Origin of the sequence: Zunongwangia atlantica 22II14-10F7 (assembly GCF_002094855.1) — a bacterium.
Taxonomy (GTDB): domain Bacteria; phylum Bacteroidota; class Bacteroidia; order Flavobacteriales; family Flavobacteriaceae; genus Zunongwangia; species Zunongwangia atlantica.
The window spans coordinates 70,576-85,068 of the sequence record NZ_ARYN01000014.1; the positions used below are offsets into that span (position 1 = coordinate 70,576).

General features: G+C 37.5%; 11 protein-coding genes. All 11 read left to right on the forward strand.

The features are described 5' to 3' along the window. Positions 1-135: 135 nt before the first annotated feature. The 11 genes from IIF7_RS15075 to lpdA all read left to right on the forward strand — a co-directional run bounded on the left by IIF7_RS15075 (position 136) and on the right by lpdA (position 14,415). Positions 136-852, forward strand: coding sequence for a pyridoxine 5'-phosphate synthase (locus IIF7_RS15075; RefSeq protein ID WP_084842531.1), 717 nt, complete (start codon positions 136-138; stop codon positions 850-852). Positions 853-898: 46 nt separating this feature from the next. Beyond that, positions 899-1,663, forward strand: a complete 765-nt coding sequence (locus IIF7_RS15080; RefSeq protein ID WP_084842595.1) for an alpha/beta fold hydrolase — start codon at positions 899-901, stop codon at positions 1,661-1,663. Between the two features lie 121 nt (positions 1,664-1,784). After that, positions 1,785-3,035, forward strand: a complete 1,251-nt coding sequence (locus IIF7_RS15085) for an OmpP1/FadL family transporter (RefSeq protein WP_084842532.1) — start codon at positions 1,785-1,787, stop codon at positions 3,033-3,035. 14 nt (positions 3,036-3,049) lie between these two features. Next, positions 3,050-4,627 carry an SGNH/GDSL hydrolase family protein gene (locus tag IIF7_RS15090; RefSeq protein ID WP_084842533.1) on the forward strand — a complete coding sequence of 526 codons (1,578 nt, stop codon included), beginning with the start codon at positions 3,050-3,052 and terminating at the stop codon, positions 4,625-4,627. An 88-nt stretch (positions 4,628-4,715) separates the two neighbouring features. After that, positions 4,716-5,057 carry a phage holin family protein gene (locus IIF7_RS15095; protein WP_084842534.1) on the forward strand — a complete coding sequence of 114 codons (342 nt, stop codon included), beginning with the start codon at positions 4,716-4,718 and terminating at the stop codon, positions 5,055-5,057. An 87-nt stretch (positions 5,058-5,144) separates the two neighbouring features. Continuing rightward, the gene (gene tig / locus IIF7_RS15100; RefSeq protein WP_084842535.1) at positions 5,145-6,467 is read left to right on the forward strand and encodes a trigger factor; all 1,323 of its coding nucleotides are present in this window, start codon (positions 5,145-5,147) and stop codon (positions 6,465-6,467) included. Between the two features lie 180 nt (positions 6,468-6,647). Then, positions 6,648-7,325: an ATP-dependent Clp endopeptidase proteolytic subunit ClpP gene (gene clpP, locus IIF7_RS15105; protein WP_084842536.1), complete on the forward strand. Its 678-nt coding sequence runs from the start codon at positions 6,648-6,650 to the stop codon at positions 7,323-7,325. Positions 7,326-7,399: 74 nt separating this feature from the next. Next, complete coding sequence (gene clpX / locus IIF7_RS15110; protein WP_084842537.1) at positions 7,400-8,632, forward strand: ATP-dependent Clp protease ATP-binding subunit ClpX; 1,233 nt, start codon at positions 7,400-7,402, stop codon at positions 8,630-8,632. 246 nt (positions 8,633-8,878) lie between these two features. Further along, a complete protein-coding gene (gene aceE / locus IIF7_RS15115; protein ID WP_084842538.1) occupies positions 8,879-11,542 on the forward strand; it encodes a pyruvate dehydrogenase (acetyl-transferring), homodimeric type in 2,664 nt (887 codons plus the stop codon). An 18-nt stretch (positions 11,543-11,560) separates the two neighbouring features. Beyond that, positions 11,561-12,988 (forward strand): 2-oxo acid dehydrogenase subunit E2, encoded by a 1,428-nt coding sequence (locus IIF7_RS15120; RefSeq protein ID WP_084842539.1) that lies wholly within the window; start codon positions 11,561-11,563, stop codon positions 12,986-12,988. Between the two features lie 11 nt (positions 12,989-12,999). After that, positions 13,000-14,415 (forward strand): dihydrolipoyl dehydrogenase, encoded by a 1,416-nt coding sequence (gene lpdA / locus IIF7_RS15125; RefSeq protein ID WP_084842540.1) that lies wholly within the window; start codon positions 13,000-13,002, stop codon positions 14,413-14,415. The last annotated feature ends 78 nt before the right edge of the window (positions 14,416-14,493 follow it).

The window sequence follows — 14,493 nt, forward strand, 5'->3', positions numbered from 1 at the left end:
TTTGTATTTTTGTTAAAACAGAAAGTTTTAGGATAAGCTTTAGAAGTTGTCGTAAAGATCTACTTTAATATTGCAGAAATTCCTAAGAATTTATATCAATTTTGAAACCAAAGTTTTACAGGTAAATCAAATAATATGACCAAATTAAGCGTAAATATTAATAAAATCGCCACGCTAAGAAATGCAAGAGGAGGTAACATCCCGAATGTTGTAAAATGTGCTTTAGATATCGAGAAATTTGGTGCTGAAGGTATTACGGTTCACCCCCGTCCAGACGAAAGACACATAAGATATCAGGATGCAAGAGATTTAAAACCTGTATTGACGACCGAATTTAATATTGAAGGAAATCCAGTAGCAAAATTTATTAATCTTGTCTTAGAAGTAAAACCTGCGCAGGTAACTTTGGTGCCAGATGCGGTAGATGCTATTACCAGTAATGCAGGTTGGGATACTATTAAAAATAAAGAATTTTTAGTTGAAGTAATTTCTGAATTTAAAAAACATGGCATCAGAACATCGATTTTCGTAGATCCAGACGAAAAAATGATCGAAGGTGCTGCAGCAACCGGTACAGATCGTATCGAATTATATACAGAAAGTTTTGCAGAACAATTTGCTGCCGGAGATAAAGAAAATGCAGTAAAACCTTATGCGGAATGCGCTAAGCTTGCCCATAAATTAGGTTTGGGAATCAACGCTGGGCACGATCTGTCTTTAGATAATATCGAATTCTTTAAAAATGAGGTGCCATTTGTAGACGAAGTTTCTATAGGGCATGCTTTAATCGCTGAAGCACTCTATCTTGGCCTGGAAGAAACAATCGCCAGATATTTACAAAAATTACAGTAAGCCGAAATTGGTCATTTTTGGACTATTATTTTTTAAAAAAATTGCAATGAAGTTACATACCAATATTATAGGAGAAGGAAAACCTTTTATCATTTTACACGGATTTTTAGGAATGGGAGATAACTGGAAGACCTTAGGGAAGATGTTTTCTGAAAAAGGATACGAAGTTCATCTTGTAGATCAAAGAAATCATGGTAAAAGTCCGCATAGCGATGATTTTACTTATGAAGTATTGGTAGAAGACTTAAAAGAGTATATCGAAACGCATAATTTAGATGAAATTGTGCTAATGGGGCATTCTATGGGCGGTAAAACGGCCATGCTTTTTGCAACTACATATCCAGATTTACTTAAAAAGTTAATAATCGTAGATATTGCACCTAAATATTATAAACCACACCATCAGGATATTTTGGCAGGGTTAAGTTTGTTAGAAGAGTCTAATGTTTCTTCAAGACAGGAGGCTGCTAAAATTATTTCTGAATATGTTCCAGATAAACCAACTCAGCTTTTTCTTCTTAAAAATCTAGATCGTGAAGGTAAAGACAAGTATGTTTTAAAAGTAAACCTTAAAATATTCAAAGAGAAAATCGACAATATTGGGGCAGCTTTAGATGACGACAAAACCTATGATGGAGAGACATTATTTATAAAAGGAGAAAAATCTAACTACATAAAACTTCCTGAAGATGAGAAACTACTTCAAACTCATTTTCCAGGTGCTGAAATCGAAGTGATTAGCAATGCGGGGCATTGGGTTCATGCAGAAAATCAAAAAGATTTTTACGATGCTGTAATTCGATTTCTTTAAAAATCGACGTTAAATATTATGCATACATAATATTTTTACCTATTTTGTTGCGGTATTTGTATTTTATGTCTATTTCAAGGCATTTTTTACATACTGAAACAAACTTAATTCTACTTAAATTATGAAGAAACTTTTATTCCTAACCCTTTTTGGGTTGGCGGCTGCAATGACTTATGCCGGGGGATACAGAGTAGGGCTTCAGGGACAGCGAAGACTGGCCATGGGGCATACTGGTGTGGCTGTAGTTGATAATGCAGAGTTGGCTTTTTTTAACCCTGCTGGGTTAGTGTATTTAGAAGATCGCATAAATGTATCTTTTGGTGCAAGTGCGGTATTCTCAGACGTGGTGTGGCAAAATGAAGAATTTGGGCAAATGGCAAGAACAGATAGTCCCGTTGGAACGCCTTTTTATGCCTATGTTTCTTATAAAGCTTCAGATTGGTTAACCTTAGGGCTTGCGGCTTATACGCCTTACGGTAGTTCTGTAGAGTGGCCAACAGATTGGTCTGGTTCTCATCTTGTGAATAATATAGATCTTCAGGCGATTTATATTCAGGCTTTGGCTTCTGTAAAAATTTCAGATAAACTTAGTGTAGGTGGTGGTCCTATTTATGTAAATGGAGCCGTAAACTTCAACAGAAATTTAAACAGAACTCTTAGCGATATCGATGGAAATAGGGCAAATGTAACTGTAGATGCATCAGGAGTGCATGCATGGGGATGGTCTTTAGGAGCAATGTTTAATCCTACCGATAAACTTAGGATAGGAGCAAACTATCGTTCAGAAATTATTGTGGAAGCAGAAGAAGGGCATGCCGATTTTAGCAATGTTCCAGATTCTCCACTTACTCCATTTAATGATACTCGTTTTGATGCGTCATTGCCTTTGCCAGCAGAACTTTCTATAGGTGCTTCTTATGAGATTTCAGATAAGTGGTTAGTTGCTTTTGATTATAATCGTGCTTTTTGGGATGTATATCAATCTTTAGATATCGATTTTCAGGATCCGGCAGTTCCAGATTCAGAAAATCCAAGAAATTACAAAGACGCTAATACATATAGATTTGGTGCGCAGTATATCGCCAACGAAATGTTTACGCTTCGTGCCGGGTATTATTTTGACGAATCTCCTGTGCAATCTGGTTATTTTGCTCCAGAAACACCACGAAACGATGCGCATGGTTTTACCGCAGGGCTTTCAGTAAATATTACTGAAAAATTATCCATAGATGCTTCTTTCCTTTATAATAGATTTAAAGAAGTAAACGAGTCTTATGATTATTATATGGAGAATGGGCAAAATGTACCATTTGAAGGAACTTACAAAACAGTGGCGTTTGTGCCAGGTCTTGGTGTGACATTCAAAATTTAAACTTACAGGAAATGATGAAAAACTATAGATTTTTAGCAGTGGGCTTATTGGCTTTGGGAATAGTTTCTTGTGAGCCAGATTTAGATAACCCTATAGATGAAACGGGAGATGTGTATGAAAATGGTGAAGCCGATTTTACGCATTATGTAGCCTTAGGAAATTCGTTAACAGCAGGATATGCAGATAACGCATTATACATTACGGGGCAAACAAATTCGTATCCTAATATTTTAGCAGGGCAGTTTGCTCTAACTCAGGAAACAGATGAGTTTACTATTCCTTATATGAATGATAATGCAGGCGGACTTTTAGCTGGCGGGCAACCACTGCCGGGTTTTAATAACCGTTTGGTGTTGGCTTCAGATGGGGCAGGAAATAATAGTCCGTCGATTTATACCGGGATGTCAGCAACTACAGATATTACGAATATTTTAGAAGGACCTTTTAGCAATATGGGAGTTCCAGGTGCTAAATCTTATCATTTAGTAGCAGAAGGTTATGGTAATTTAGCAGGAGTTCAGGCAGGGATGGCTAATCCATATTTTGTGAGATTCGCATCTTCGCCACAAACTAGTGTGATGGCCGATGCTTTAGCGCAAGATCCTACATTTTTCTCTTTATGGATTGGGAATAACGATGTTTTAGGTTATGCGACTTCTGGCGGTGTTGGGGTAAACCAGGCAGGAAATCTAAATCCTGCTACTTATGGTTCTAACGATATTACAGATCCACAGGTTTTTGCTCAGGTATATTCACAAATGGTGCAGGCCTTAACAGCTAATGGGGCAGGCGGAGTTTTAATTAATATTCCAGATGTAACTTCAATAGCATTTTTCAATACAGTGCCTAATAATGCATTGGTGTTAGATGCGCAAACCGCTGGGAATCTAACCGCATATTTTAGTGCTGTTTCTCAGGTTTTTGCCGGTGGATTAATGGCGCAGGGAGTTCCGCAGGAACAAGCTGTAGCCTTGGCTTCTCAATACGCTATAACATTTAACGAAGGTCCAAATAGATTTATAATCGATGTGCCGGTAACTCAGGCTAACCCGCTTGGATTTAGACAGATGACAGAAGATGAATTAATTCAACTTCAGGTAGATCAATCGGCTTTAGCTAGTGGTTATGGATCTGTTAATTTAACTGCTGAAGTTCAGCAGGTTTTAGGCTTACTTATGGCTGGAGAAACACCTACTCAGGAACAGGCTAACATCTTATTTGGAGGCGTGAATGGTTTAGATGATGCAGATGTTTTAGATAGCACAGAGATTTCAGAAATTCAAACAGCTACGGCTTCTTTCAATCAAACTATATCTGCTGTAGCTAACGCGAATGGATTAGCTATGGTAGATGCAAATGCATTATTAAATAGCGTTGCAGATGGAGGTTTATCTTTTGATGGAGGAACTGTTACTGCAACTTATGCAACAGGTGGTGCTTTTTCTTTAGATGGGGTGCACTTAACACCAAGAGGTTATGCGATCGTGGCTAACGAGATTATCGACCAGATTAACGCAACTTATGGTGCTACTGTTCCAAAAGTGAATGTAGGACAATACGGTACAATTACGTTGAGTAATGAGGTGCAGTAATGATAAACTTATATTAAAATAGGGAAAGTCGGCAATTAGCCGACTTTTTTTTTCGCAATTTTGAAGTATCAATCAAACCTTTAAAGAGATGAGACTTTTATTAAAACTCCTTTTATCTGCACTAGTAGTGGTAGGTCTAGCTAAGTTTTTGCCAGGTGTAGCGGTAGATGGGTATTTTTCAGCATTTATTGTGGCCATAGTTTTAGCAATCCTTAATCTTATCGTTAAGCCAATATTGGTGATCTTAACTTTGCCGGTAACGATTATAACTCTGGGCTTATTTTTACTAATCATAAATGCTATAATTATCTTTTTAGCAGATGGCTTTGTGAGTGGTTTTAGTGTAGATGGCTGGTTTATGGCGATAATATTTAGTTTACTTTTTTCGCTATTTCAGTCAATATTATATTCTCTTCTAGATAAGGATTAGAAGCTTACTGAAATTCAATAATTTGAAACTTTGCAGGCTAGTGAAAAAAGCTTAATTTTGCACACCAATTTTTTATAATAAGTCAAGATGAATATTACCAGAGAGAATATTGATGAATTGAATGCGGTAGTAAAAGTAGATATCGCAAAAGACGACTATGCTCCTAAAGTAGAGAAAATCCTTAAGGATTACCGTAAAAATGCCAATGTTCCTGGCTTTAGAAAAGGTCACGTTCCTATGGGAATGGTGAAAAAACAATACGGGCAGGCTGTATTGGTAGATGAGGTAAATAAATTACTACAGGAAAACCTTAATAAATATCTTACTGAAGAAAAATTAGACGTTCTAGGAAATCCTATTCCTAAAGAGCAGGAAAATTTTGACTGGAATGAAGATAACTACACTTTTGAATTTGAAGTTGGTCTTGCTCCAGAATTTGAAGTAAGTCTTGATTTAGAAAAGCCTGTAACAAAATATAATATCGTTGCTGATGATACGATGATCGATAGACAAATCGAAAACATCCAAAAGCAATACGGTAAATTAGTTTCTAAAGATGAAGTTGAAGAAGGAGATATCGTAGCCGGAACTTTCAAGAATGAAGAAGAAGGTATCGAGAACGAAACTTCAATCGAGCTAGAGAAGATTAAAGGAAAAAGAAACCTTAATAAATTTGTAGGATCTAAAGTTGGTGATACCATTACTTTGAAGACAAAAAGTCTTTTTGAAGATGATCACGATTTAATCCAACATTTAAAAGTAGAGCATGATAAAGCTCACGATCTTGATATCGAAGTAGAATTTACTATTTCAGAAATCAACAAAAGAGAACTTGCAGATTTAGATCAGGAATTATTTGATAAACTTTTTGGTGAAGGTAAAGTGAAAACAGTAACTGAGCTTAAAGAGAAAATCAAAGAAGATGCTGAAAAACAATTTGTTCAGCAAAGCGATCAACAGTTAATGAATGATGTGACTGAAGCATTAATCGAAAAAACTGAATTTGATCTTCCTAAAGAATTTCTTCAGAAATGGATTAGAACTGTAGGTGAAAAACCATTAACTGAAGAAGAAGCAGTTGAAGAATACGAAAACAGCGAAAAAGGACTTCGTTATCAGTTAATCGAAGGAAAAATTGTTAAGGATAACGACATTCAGGTAGATTTCGAAACCCTTAAAAACTTCGCTAAAGATAAAATTAAAGAACAAATGGCTCAGTTTGGTCAGATGGATCCTTCAGATAAAGAATTAGACGATATCGCAGCAAGAATCTTATCTAACCAAGACGAAGTAAAGCGTCTTTCAGAGCAATTAGTGAACGAAAAATTGTTAAATTTCTATAAAGAGAATATGAAATTTGACGAAAAGGAAGTTACTTACGATGAGTTTGTAAAAGAAATTTATGAGTAAAAAAACTGCTGGTAATTCAGCAGAATAATTTTGCTTTTGGCTAAGGCCTCCAAATAAACAAATCTCGATTATCGAGTAAGCCTTTTTTATAATTTATACCTATCTTTAAGGCGTTAACCATAACGGTATAACGCCTTTTTTGGCTCTATAGATTACTTGTGTAATTAAAAAGAAAAATTGATGGACTACGGAAAAGAATTCGAAAAGTACGCAACTAAACACCACGGGATAAACAGCAATTATTATAACAAAATAGTAAGCAGTATGGCACCTGTTGGGATGACTCCTAACATTATTGAAGAGCGCCAGATGAATGCTGTAGCTATGGATGTATTCTCTAGATTAATGATGGACAGGATTATCTTTATGGGTACTGCCATTAACGATCAGGTAGCTAATATTATCCAGGCGCAATTGTTGTTTTTAGAAAGTACAGATTCTTCAAAAGATATTCAAATTTATATAAACTCTCCTGGAGGTAGTGTTTATGCTGGTTTAGGTATTTATGATACCATGCAGTTTATTAAGCCAGATGTAGCTACAATTTGTACAGGTATGGCGGCTTCTATGGGAGCAGTGTTACTTTGTGCAGGAGAGAAAGGAAAAAGAAGCGGTTTGCCACATTCAAGAGTGATGATTCACCAACCACTTGGTGGAGCACAGGGGCAGGCAAGTGATATCGAAATCACAGCTAGAGAAATCCTTACTTTAAAAGAAGAATTGTACAATATCATTTCTAAACATTCTGGGCAATCTTACGAAAAAGTTTACGAAGACAGTGATCGTGATTACTGGATGAAAGCTGATAGAGCTAAAGAATACGGAATGATAGACGAGATTCTTACCAGAGAAAAGTAAGAATCAAGATTAGACAGAATTAGAAGAGAATTTCAGGATTTATTATCTTGAAATTGAACAGGAAATATAATAAGATGGCGAAAGAAGAATTAGAATGCTCCTTCTGCGGAAGAAAAAAGCCTGAAACCAATCTTTTGATTGCAGGTTTAGATGCACACATTTGTGATCGATGTATCGAGCAGGCTCATGGAATTGTTCTTGAAGAATCCAGGCAGGGAGAGGCAAACGAATTATCTTCAGAATTGATGCTGAGTAAGCCTAAATCGATCAAGGCATTCTTAGATGAATATATAATTGGGCAGGAAGCTACAAAAAAAGTAATGTCTGTTGCTGTTTATAACCACTACAAACGTTTATTGCAGCCAGATAGCGATGATGATATCGAGATCCAGAAAAGTAATATCGTTATGGTTGGTGAAACTGGTACCGGTAAAACTTTAATGGCAAAAACCATTGCAAAAATGCTTAATGTGCCTTTAGCAATCGTAGATGCAACGGTATTAACTGAAGCTGGTTATGTGGGTGAAGATGTAGAAGGAATTCTTACACGTTTACTTCAGGCGGCAGATTATAATGTAGAGAAAGCTCAACGCGGGATTGTATTTATCGACGAGATTGATAAGATCGCTCGTAAAAGTGATAATCCTTCAATTACCAGAGATGTTTCTGGAGAAGGTGTTCAGCAGGCATTATTAAAACTTCTTGAAGGAACTACAGTTAATGTTCCGCCAAAAGGAGGAAGAAAGCATCCCGATCAAAAATTTATCGAAGTAGATACTGAAAATATTCTGTTTATCGCCGGTGGAGCTTTTGATGGTATCGAGAAAAATATCAGCAAGCGTTTAAATATGCAGGCGGTAGGATTTAGTGCGTCTAAAAGTGATGATAATATTGAAAGAACAAATCTTTTAAAATATATCATTCCTAAGGATTTAAAGGATTTTGGACTTATTCCTGAAATTATTGGTCGTTTACCGGCTTTAACTTATATGAATCCGCTAGATCAGGAAACACTTCGTTCTATTTTAACCGAGCCTAAAAATGCGATCATCAAGCAGTATACAAAACTGTTTGAAATGGATGAAATCGAATTTACAGCTACAGATGAAGCTTTAGATTTTATCGTAGAAAAAGCGGTAGAGTACAAGCTTGGTGCGCGTGGGTTGCGTTCGCTTTGTGAGGCGATCTTAACCGATGCGATGTTCGATCTTCCTGAAAGTGATGTGACTGAATTTACACTTACTCGCGAATATGCCGAGGAAAAATTAAATAAATCTACTATGAATGCGCTAAAAGCAGCTTCATAGAACAGATAATAATTGTTTTAAAGTTAAAAGGCCTCGCAAGTATTTGTGGGGCTTTTTTTATTGCTGAAATTGGTTAATTCCTAACAATGTTTTTTTCTTTCTTAAAATATGAGAAATTTCATTTTTCAATTTTTGAAAGCTTTAGCATAGCGCTATAATCTTCTGTTAATCATTTGAAGTCGGTTTTATTAATTGGTAATTTCAAAGAGATAGATCACTCTATTACCAACTAATAAATCTCAAAGCATGGCAGAGGATAAAGCAGCAACAGCTGAAGTTGAAAATCAGGAATGGCTGGATTCCCTTAAATGGGTTTTGCAAAATGAGTCGAAAGAACGAGTAGAAGAAATACTAAAATTACTACGAGCAGAAGCTCAAAGACATGGCGTAAAATCAAACTTACCTTTAACTACACCGTATATTAATACCATAAGTCCCGAGGATGAAGAAAAATATCCAGGGGACATCGAAATCGAAGAAAAAATCTTGGCCTACATCCGTTGGAATGCAATGGCAATGGTTGTGCGGGCAAACAATAACAGTAAAGGAATTGGCGGGCATATTTCAACCTATTCTTCTATTGCACATTTATGGGAAGTTGGTTTTAATCACTTCTTTAAAATGGATCGAAGTGCAGGTTCAGATTTGGTATATTTTCAGGGACATGCTTCACCAGGAGTTTATTCCAGGGCTTTTTTAGAAGGAAGACTTACAGAAGAGCATTTAGAAAACTTCCGTAGAGAAGTAAAATCAGATAAAGGCTTAACCTCATATCCGCATCCGCATTTAATGCCAGAATTCTGGAATTTCCCAACTGTTTCTATGGGCTTGGGGCCAATAAGTGCAATCTACCAGGCGCGTTTTAATAAATACCTCGAAAAACGCGGAATCATAGAAAAAGACGATCAACAGATCTGGGCGTATTTAGGAGACGGAGAAATGGACGAGCCAGAAGCGCGTGGTGCTATTAGTGTGGCAGCGCGAGATCAATTAGATAATTTGACTTTTGTGGTCGATTGTAATTTGCAACGATTAGATGGTCCTGTTCGAGGTAGCGGAAAGATCATTCAGGAATTAGAGGGATTGTTTCAGGGAGCAGGTTGGAATGTGATCAAGCTGATCTGGGGAAAGGACTGGGACCCGATTTTCGAAAAAGATACTGAAGGAAAACTGGTAAGCTTACTTAACGAATTACCTGATGGGCAACTTCAAAAATACGCTTTTTCTGAAGGAGATTTTATTCGTGAAGATCTCTTCGGAAAAGATAAAAACCTGGCTGAAATCATCAAAAACCTATCTGATGACGAGTTAAAACGCCTGAAGCGAGGAGGGCACGATCATCAAAAGATTTACAACGCTTACAAACAGGCAACCGAGCATAAAGGCCAGCCTACAATTATCCTGGCACAAACCATAAAAGGTTACGGGCAGGGTAAAGCCGGTGAAGCCAGTAATGTTTCCCATAAAAAGAAAAGTTTTAAAGAGGAGGAATTGAAAGCTTTTAGAGACTTTTTTAGTTTGCCGGTTTCAGATAAAGAATTAAAAGATATTCCGTTTTTAAAACCCAAAAAGGACAGCGAAGAACTTAAATATCTGCACGAAAGGAGAGAAAAATTAGGTGGTTTTCTTCCGCAGCGAAAAGATAAAAGTGAGGTAATTAAAGAACCCGACAAAAAAGTGTTTAAAAGCTTTTTAGAAGGTTCCGGAGACGACGAAGCCGCTACCACAATGGTGATGATCCAAACTTTAAGTCGGTTGTTCAAGGATGAAGAATTAGGGAAATATATTGTTCCTATTATTCCCGATGAAAGCCGAACCTTTGGAATGGAATCTTTATTTAGACAGGTTGGAATTTATGCTCCGGGCGGACAGTTGTATGAACCGGTAGATAAAGAAAGTCTGTTGTTCTATAAAGAATCTGAAGATGGCGCAATCATGGAAGAAGGAATAACTGAATCTGGTTGTATGGCCGAGTTTATTGCGGCGGGTACTGCTTATTTGAATCAGGGAAAACCAATGATCCCGTTTTACTTTTTCTATTCGATGTTTGGTTTTCAGCGTACCGGAGATCTAATTTGGGCAGCGGCCGATGCCGGAGCTAAAGGATTTCTTGTAGGTGGGATTTCAGGAAGAACAAGTCTGCCGGGAGAAGGTTTACAGCACCAGGATGGGAATAGTCATTTATATGCCTTAGCATTTCCAACGCTAAAGGCTTACGATCCTGCATTTGCTTACGAGCTTGCGACGATCGTAAAAGCCGGGATCAAAGAAATGTACATCGATAAAGAGCATTATTTCTATTATATCACATTAGGAAATGCTACTTACAAAATGCCTAAAATGCCAAAAGATAGCGAAGAAGGTATTTTAAAAGGAATGTATAAATTCCAAAAAACCAGAAAACGCAAAACCGATAAAAAAGCGCATCTTTTTGGTAGCGGTTCTATAATGGCAGAGGTGCTGGAAGCAGCTGAAATCTTAGAAAAGGAATACGATGTTGCGGTTGATATTTGGAGTGTTACCAGTTATAAATCACTATACGATGACGCGATAGATACAGAGCGTAACAATCGCTTAAAAACTCAGCTAAATAAAGATAAAAATTATATTCAGGAATGTCTTGAGGATGAAAAAGGAGTTTTTGTAGCTGCTTCAGATTATGTAAAAGCATTGCCAGAATCGATCGCAAAATGGTTTCCTGCAAATCTTGCTGCTTTGGGAACCGATGGTTTTGGCCGTAGTGATGCGAGACCAGAACTACGCGATTTTTTTGAAGTAAACGCAGCTCATATTGTTTTTGCTACGCTTTACGAATTGGCAAATGATGGAAAAATTAAAGCGAAGCAGCTTAAAGAAGCGGCAAAAAAGTTTGATATCGACGCCAAGAAACCAAATCCAAGAACATCCTAACCAATAAAAGAAAAAAAAATGGCTAAAGAAATTAAAGTTCCACAAATAGGAGACGGAGTAGAATCTGCAACAGTTTCTGAAATATTAGTTGCTGAAGGCGATAAGATTGAAAAAGATCAGGGTGTTATTGCTGTAGAAAGTGATAAAGCTTCAGTAGAAGTGCCAAGTTCGGCTGCCGGAACCATCAAAGAAATAAAGATAAGTGAAGGTGATGAGGTTGAAGTTGGGCAGGTGATCATCTTGTTAGAAGCTGCCGATGATGACGAAGATGAAGCTGATGATAAGGGGGGATCCTCAGATGAGCAGGAAGAAGAAAAAACTTCCGAAGAAAATGAAGATACAGAAGAAGATGATGAGGATGAAGCTGAAGAAAAAGATTCAGATAAGAAAAAGAAAAAAGTAAAAGAAAAAAAAGCTAACGATAGGGAAGAGGATTCTGAAGAAGACGGTGAGGATGAAAAAAAATCATCCAAAAAAGACGAATCTGAAGAATCTGATGAAAAATCTTCTGAAGAAAGCGAGGATGAAACCTCTAAAAAATCTTCAGGCAAATCTACCGAATCCGGAATTCAGGCTTCGCCGGGCACACGTCGTTTAGCTCGTGAACTAGGTGTAGATCTTAGCGAACTGGCAGAAGAAATTTCTGGAAGAATTTCAGAAAAAGATGTCAAAGAATTTTCTAAAAAAGGAAGTCAAAAATCTACAAAATCGGCATCTGTTTCTTTACCAGATTTTGAAAAATGGGGAAGTGTAGAACGCAAGCCACTAAATAATATCCGAAAAGCTACAGCGAAAAATGTGACGGCTTCCTGGCAATCTGTGCCGCATGTTTTTCAGTTCGATGAAGCCGATATTACAGATATTCAGCAATATTTAGAAGCAAATCAGGATAAAGCTGAAAAAGCCGGTGGAAAATTAACAATTACAACATTACTGACGAAAATCGTAGCAAGTGCACTGGTTAGATTTCCAAAGTTCAACGCCAGCGTAGATATGGAAAACGAAGAAATGATCCTGAAAAATTATGTGAATATCGGGATTGCAGTAGCTACAGAAAAAGGTCTTTTAGTGCCGGTGATTAAAGATGCCGATAAGAAAAGCATTATAGAAATTGCTGTAGAATTAAGCAATATTGCTGAAAAAGCCAGGGATGGTAAATTAAGTAAAGAAGATATGGGAGGTGCTAATTTCTCTATTTCTAATCTTGGTGGAATTGGCGGAACTAATTTTACGCCTATCGTTCCCGCACCACAATCGGCTATTTTAGGAATTTCACGTTCGGCTAAAAAACCGGTATATATTGACGACGAATTTAAACCAAGAGAAATTTTACCGCTTAGCTTATCCTACGATCATCGTTTAATCGACGGTGCAGATGGCGCAGCATTTATAAATTGGATCACGCAGGCACTACAAGATCCTTACAAAGCCTTGCTTGGGGCATAAAACTAGAGATTATGGCAAATAGCAAGAAAGAGAAAAAAGAACTGGTGGTGATCGGCGCAGGCCCGGGCGGTTATGCCGCAGCATTTAGAGCAGCAGATCTGGGAATCAAAACCATTTTAATTGATCCAGAAGCCAACCCCGGTGGCGTATGTTTATATCGCGGCTGCATTCCTTCTAAAGCCTTGTTGCATGTAGCGAAAGTGAAAAAAGAGGCTACAGAATTATCGAATTTCGGGTTAAGTTTTGAAGAACCTGAAATCGATGTTAAGAAAATAGCAAAGTGGAAAGATGGTGTGGTGAAAAAGCTTACCGGCGGTTTAGGTCAGCTTAGTAAAGCCAGGAAAGTTGAGTTTATTCAGGGGAAAGCTTTTTTTAAAAATGAAAAAACGCTGGAGATTGAAGAAAACTCAGGTGAGTCGTACGAGCTTGAATTCGAAAATGCAATTATCGCTACAGGATCTACACCAACCGAACTGCCAAATATCGAAGTAGATCATAAGCTCATCTGGAATTCTAAAGATGCACTCGATCTTAAAGAAATTCCTAAGAAATTATTAGTCATCGGTGGCGGTTATATCGGCTTAGAATTGGGGAGTGTTTATGCTAATTTAGGAAGTGAAGTTTCTATTGCTGAAATGACTTCTGGTTTTTTACCGGGTGCCGATCGTGATCTGGTAAAAGTTTTTGAAAAAGAACAGTCATTCAAAAATCTGTATTTTGATACCAAAGTCGAAAAAGTAGATCCTAAAAAGAAGAAGGTTGAAGTGGTGTTGAAGTCGGGCGATAAAGAGCAAAAAAAGAAATTTGATAAAGTGCTGGTAGCGATTGGGCGAAAACCCAATGCAAAAGCCAGTAAACCACAAAATGCGGGAGTAGAAATTGGCGAAGACGGTTTTATAAAAGTCTTTAGCAATCGTAAAACTTCAGCAAATAATATTTATGCAATCGGTGATATCACGGGGCAACCTATGTTAGCGCACAAAGCCTCACACGAAGGTCGTGTTGCTGCGGAAGTTATAAAAGGAGAGAAAGGCTCGACCTATGATGCAAAGGTGATTCCTGCGATCGTTTTTACAGATCCTGAAATTGCCTGGTGCGGGATAACAGAAGAACAGCTTAAATCATCGAATATTGATGCTAAAGTGGTTAAATTTCCATGGTCGGCTTCGGGAAGAGCAAAAGCTTTAGGAACCGATAACGGACTTACAAAACTGATCGTCGATAAAGAATCTGAAATTATTCTGGGAGGTGGCGTTGCCGGTAAAAATGCCGGGAGTCTAATTCCTGAAATTGCATTAGCCATAGAAATGGGCACTACCGCAAGAGATTTGTCGCTTACCGTTCATCCACACCCAACGCTTTCTGAAACAATTATGGAAAGTGCTGAATTGTTCTACGGAAGCCCTACACATATTGTTGATAACTAATTTTAGCTGAAAGTCCCTGTATTTGTAGAGGCTTTGGAAATGTAAGTGATGTAAAGCGAGATTTTAACTTTCTCGCTT

Excerpts from the sequence above, each read along its gene's own strand:
- IIF7_RS15080 (WP_084842595.1), top strand. The coding sequence starts at position 899 with ATGAAGTTACATACCAATATTATAGGAGAAGGAAAACCTTTTATCATT.
- IIF7_RS15095 (WP_084842534.1), top strand. The coding sequence starts at position 4,716 with ATGAGACTTTTATTAAAACTCCTTTTATCTGCACTAGTAGTGGTAGGT.
- clpX (WP_084842537.1), top strand. The coding sequence starts at position 7,400 with ATGGCGAAAGAAGAATTAGAATGCTCCTTCTGCGGAAGAAAAAAGCCT.
- IIF7_RS15090 (WP_084842533.1), top strand. The coding sequence starts at position 3,050 with ATGAAAAACTATAGATTTTTAGCAGTGGGCTTATTGGCTTTGGGAATA.
- clpP (WP_084842536.1), top strand. The coding sequence starts at position 6,648 with ATGGACTACGGAAAAGAATTCGAAAAGTACGCAACTAAACACCACGGG.
- aceE (WP_084842538.1), top strand. The coding sequence starts at position 8,879 with ATGGCAGAGGATAAAGCAGCAACAGCTGAAGTTGAAAATCAGGAATGG.
- IIF7_RS15120 (WP_084842539.1), top strand. The coding sequence starts at position 11,561 with ATGGCTAAAGAAATTAAAGTTCCACAAATAGGAGACGGAGTAGAATCT.
- lpdA (WP_084842540.1), top strand. The coding sequence starts at position 13,000 with ATGGCAAATAGCAAGAAAGAGAAAAAAGAACTGGTGGTGATCGGCGCA.
- IIF7_RS15075 (WP_084842531.1), top strand. The coding sequence starts at position 136 with ATGACCAAATTAAGCGTAAATATTAATAAAATCGCCACGCTAAGAAAT.
- tig (WP_084842535.1), top strand. The coding sequence starts at position 5,145 with ATGAATATTACCAGAGAGAATATTGATGAATTGAATGCGGTAGTAAAA.
- IIF7_RS15085 (WP_084842532.1), top strand. The coding sequence starts at position 1,785 with ATGAAGAAACTTTTATTCCTAACCCTTTTTGGGTTGGCGGCTGCAATG.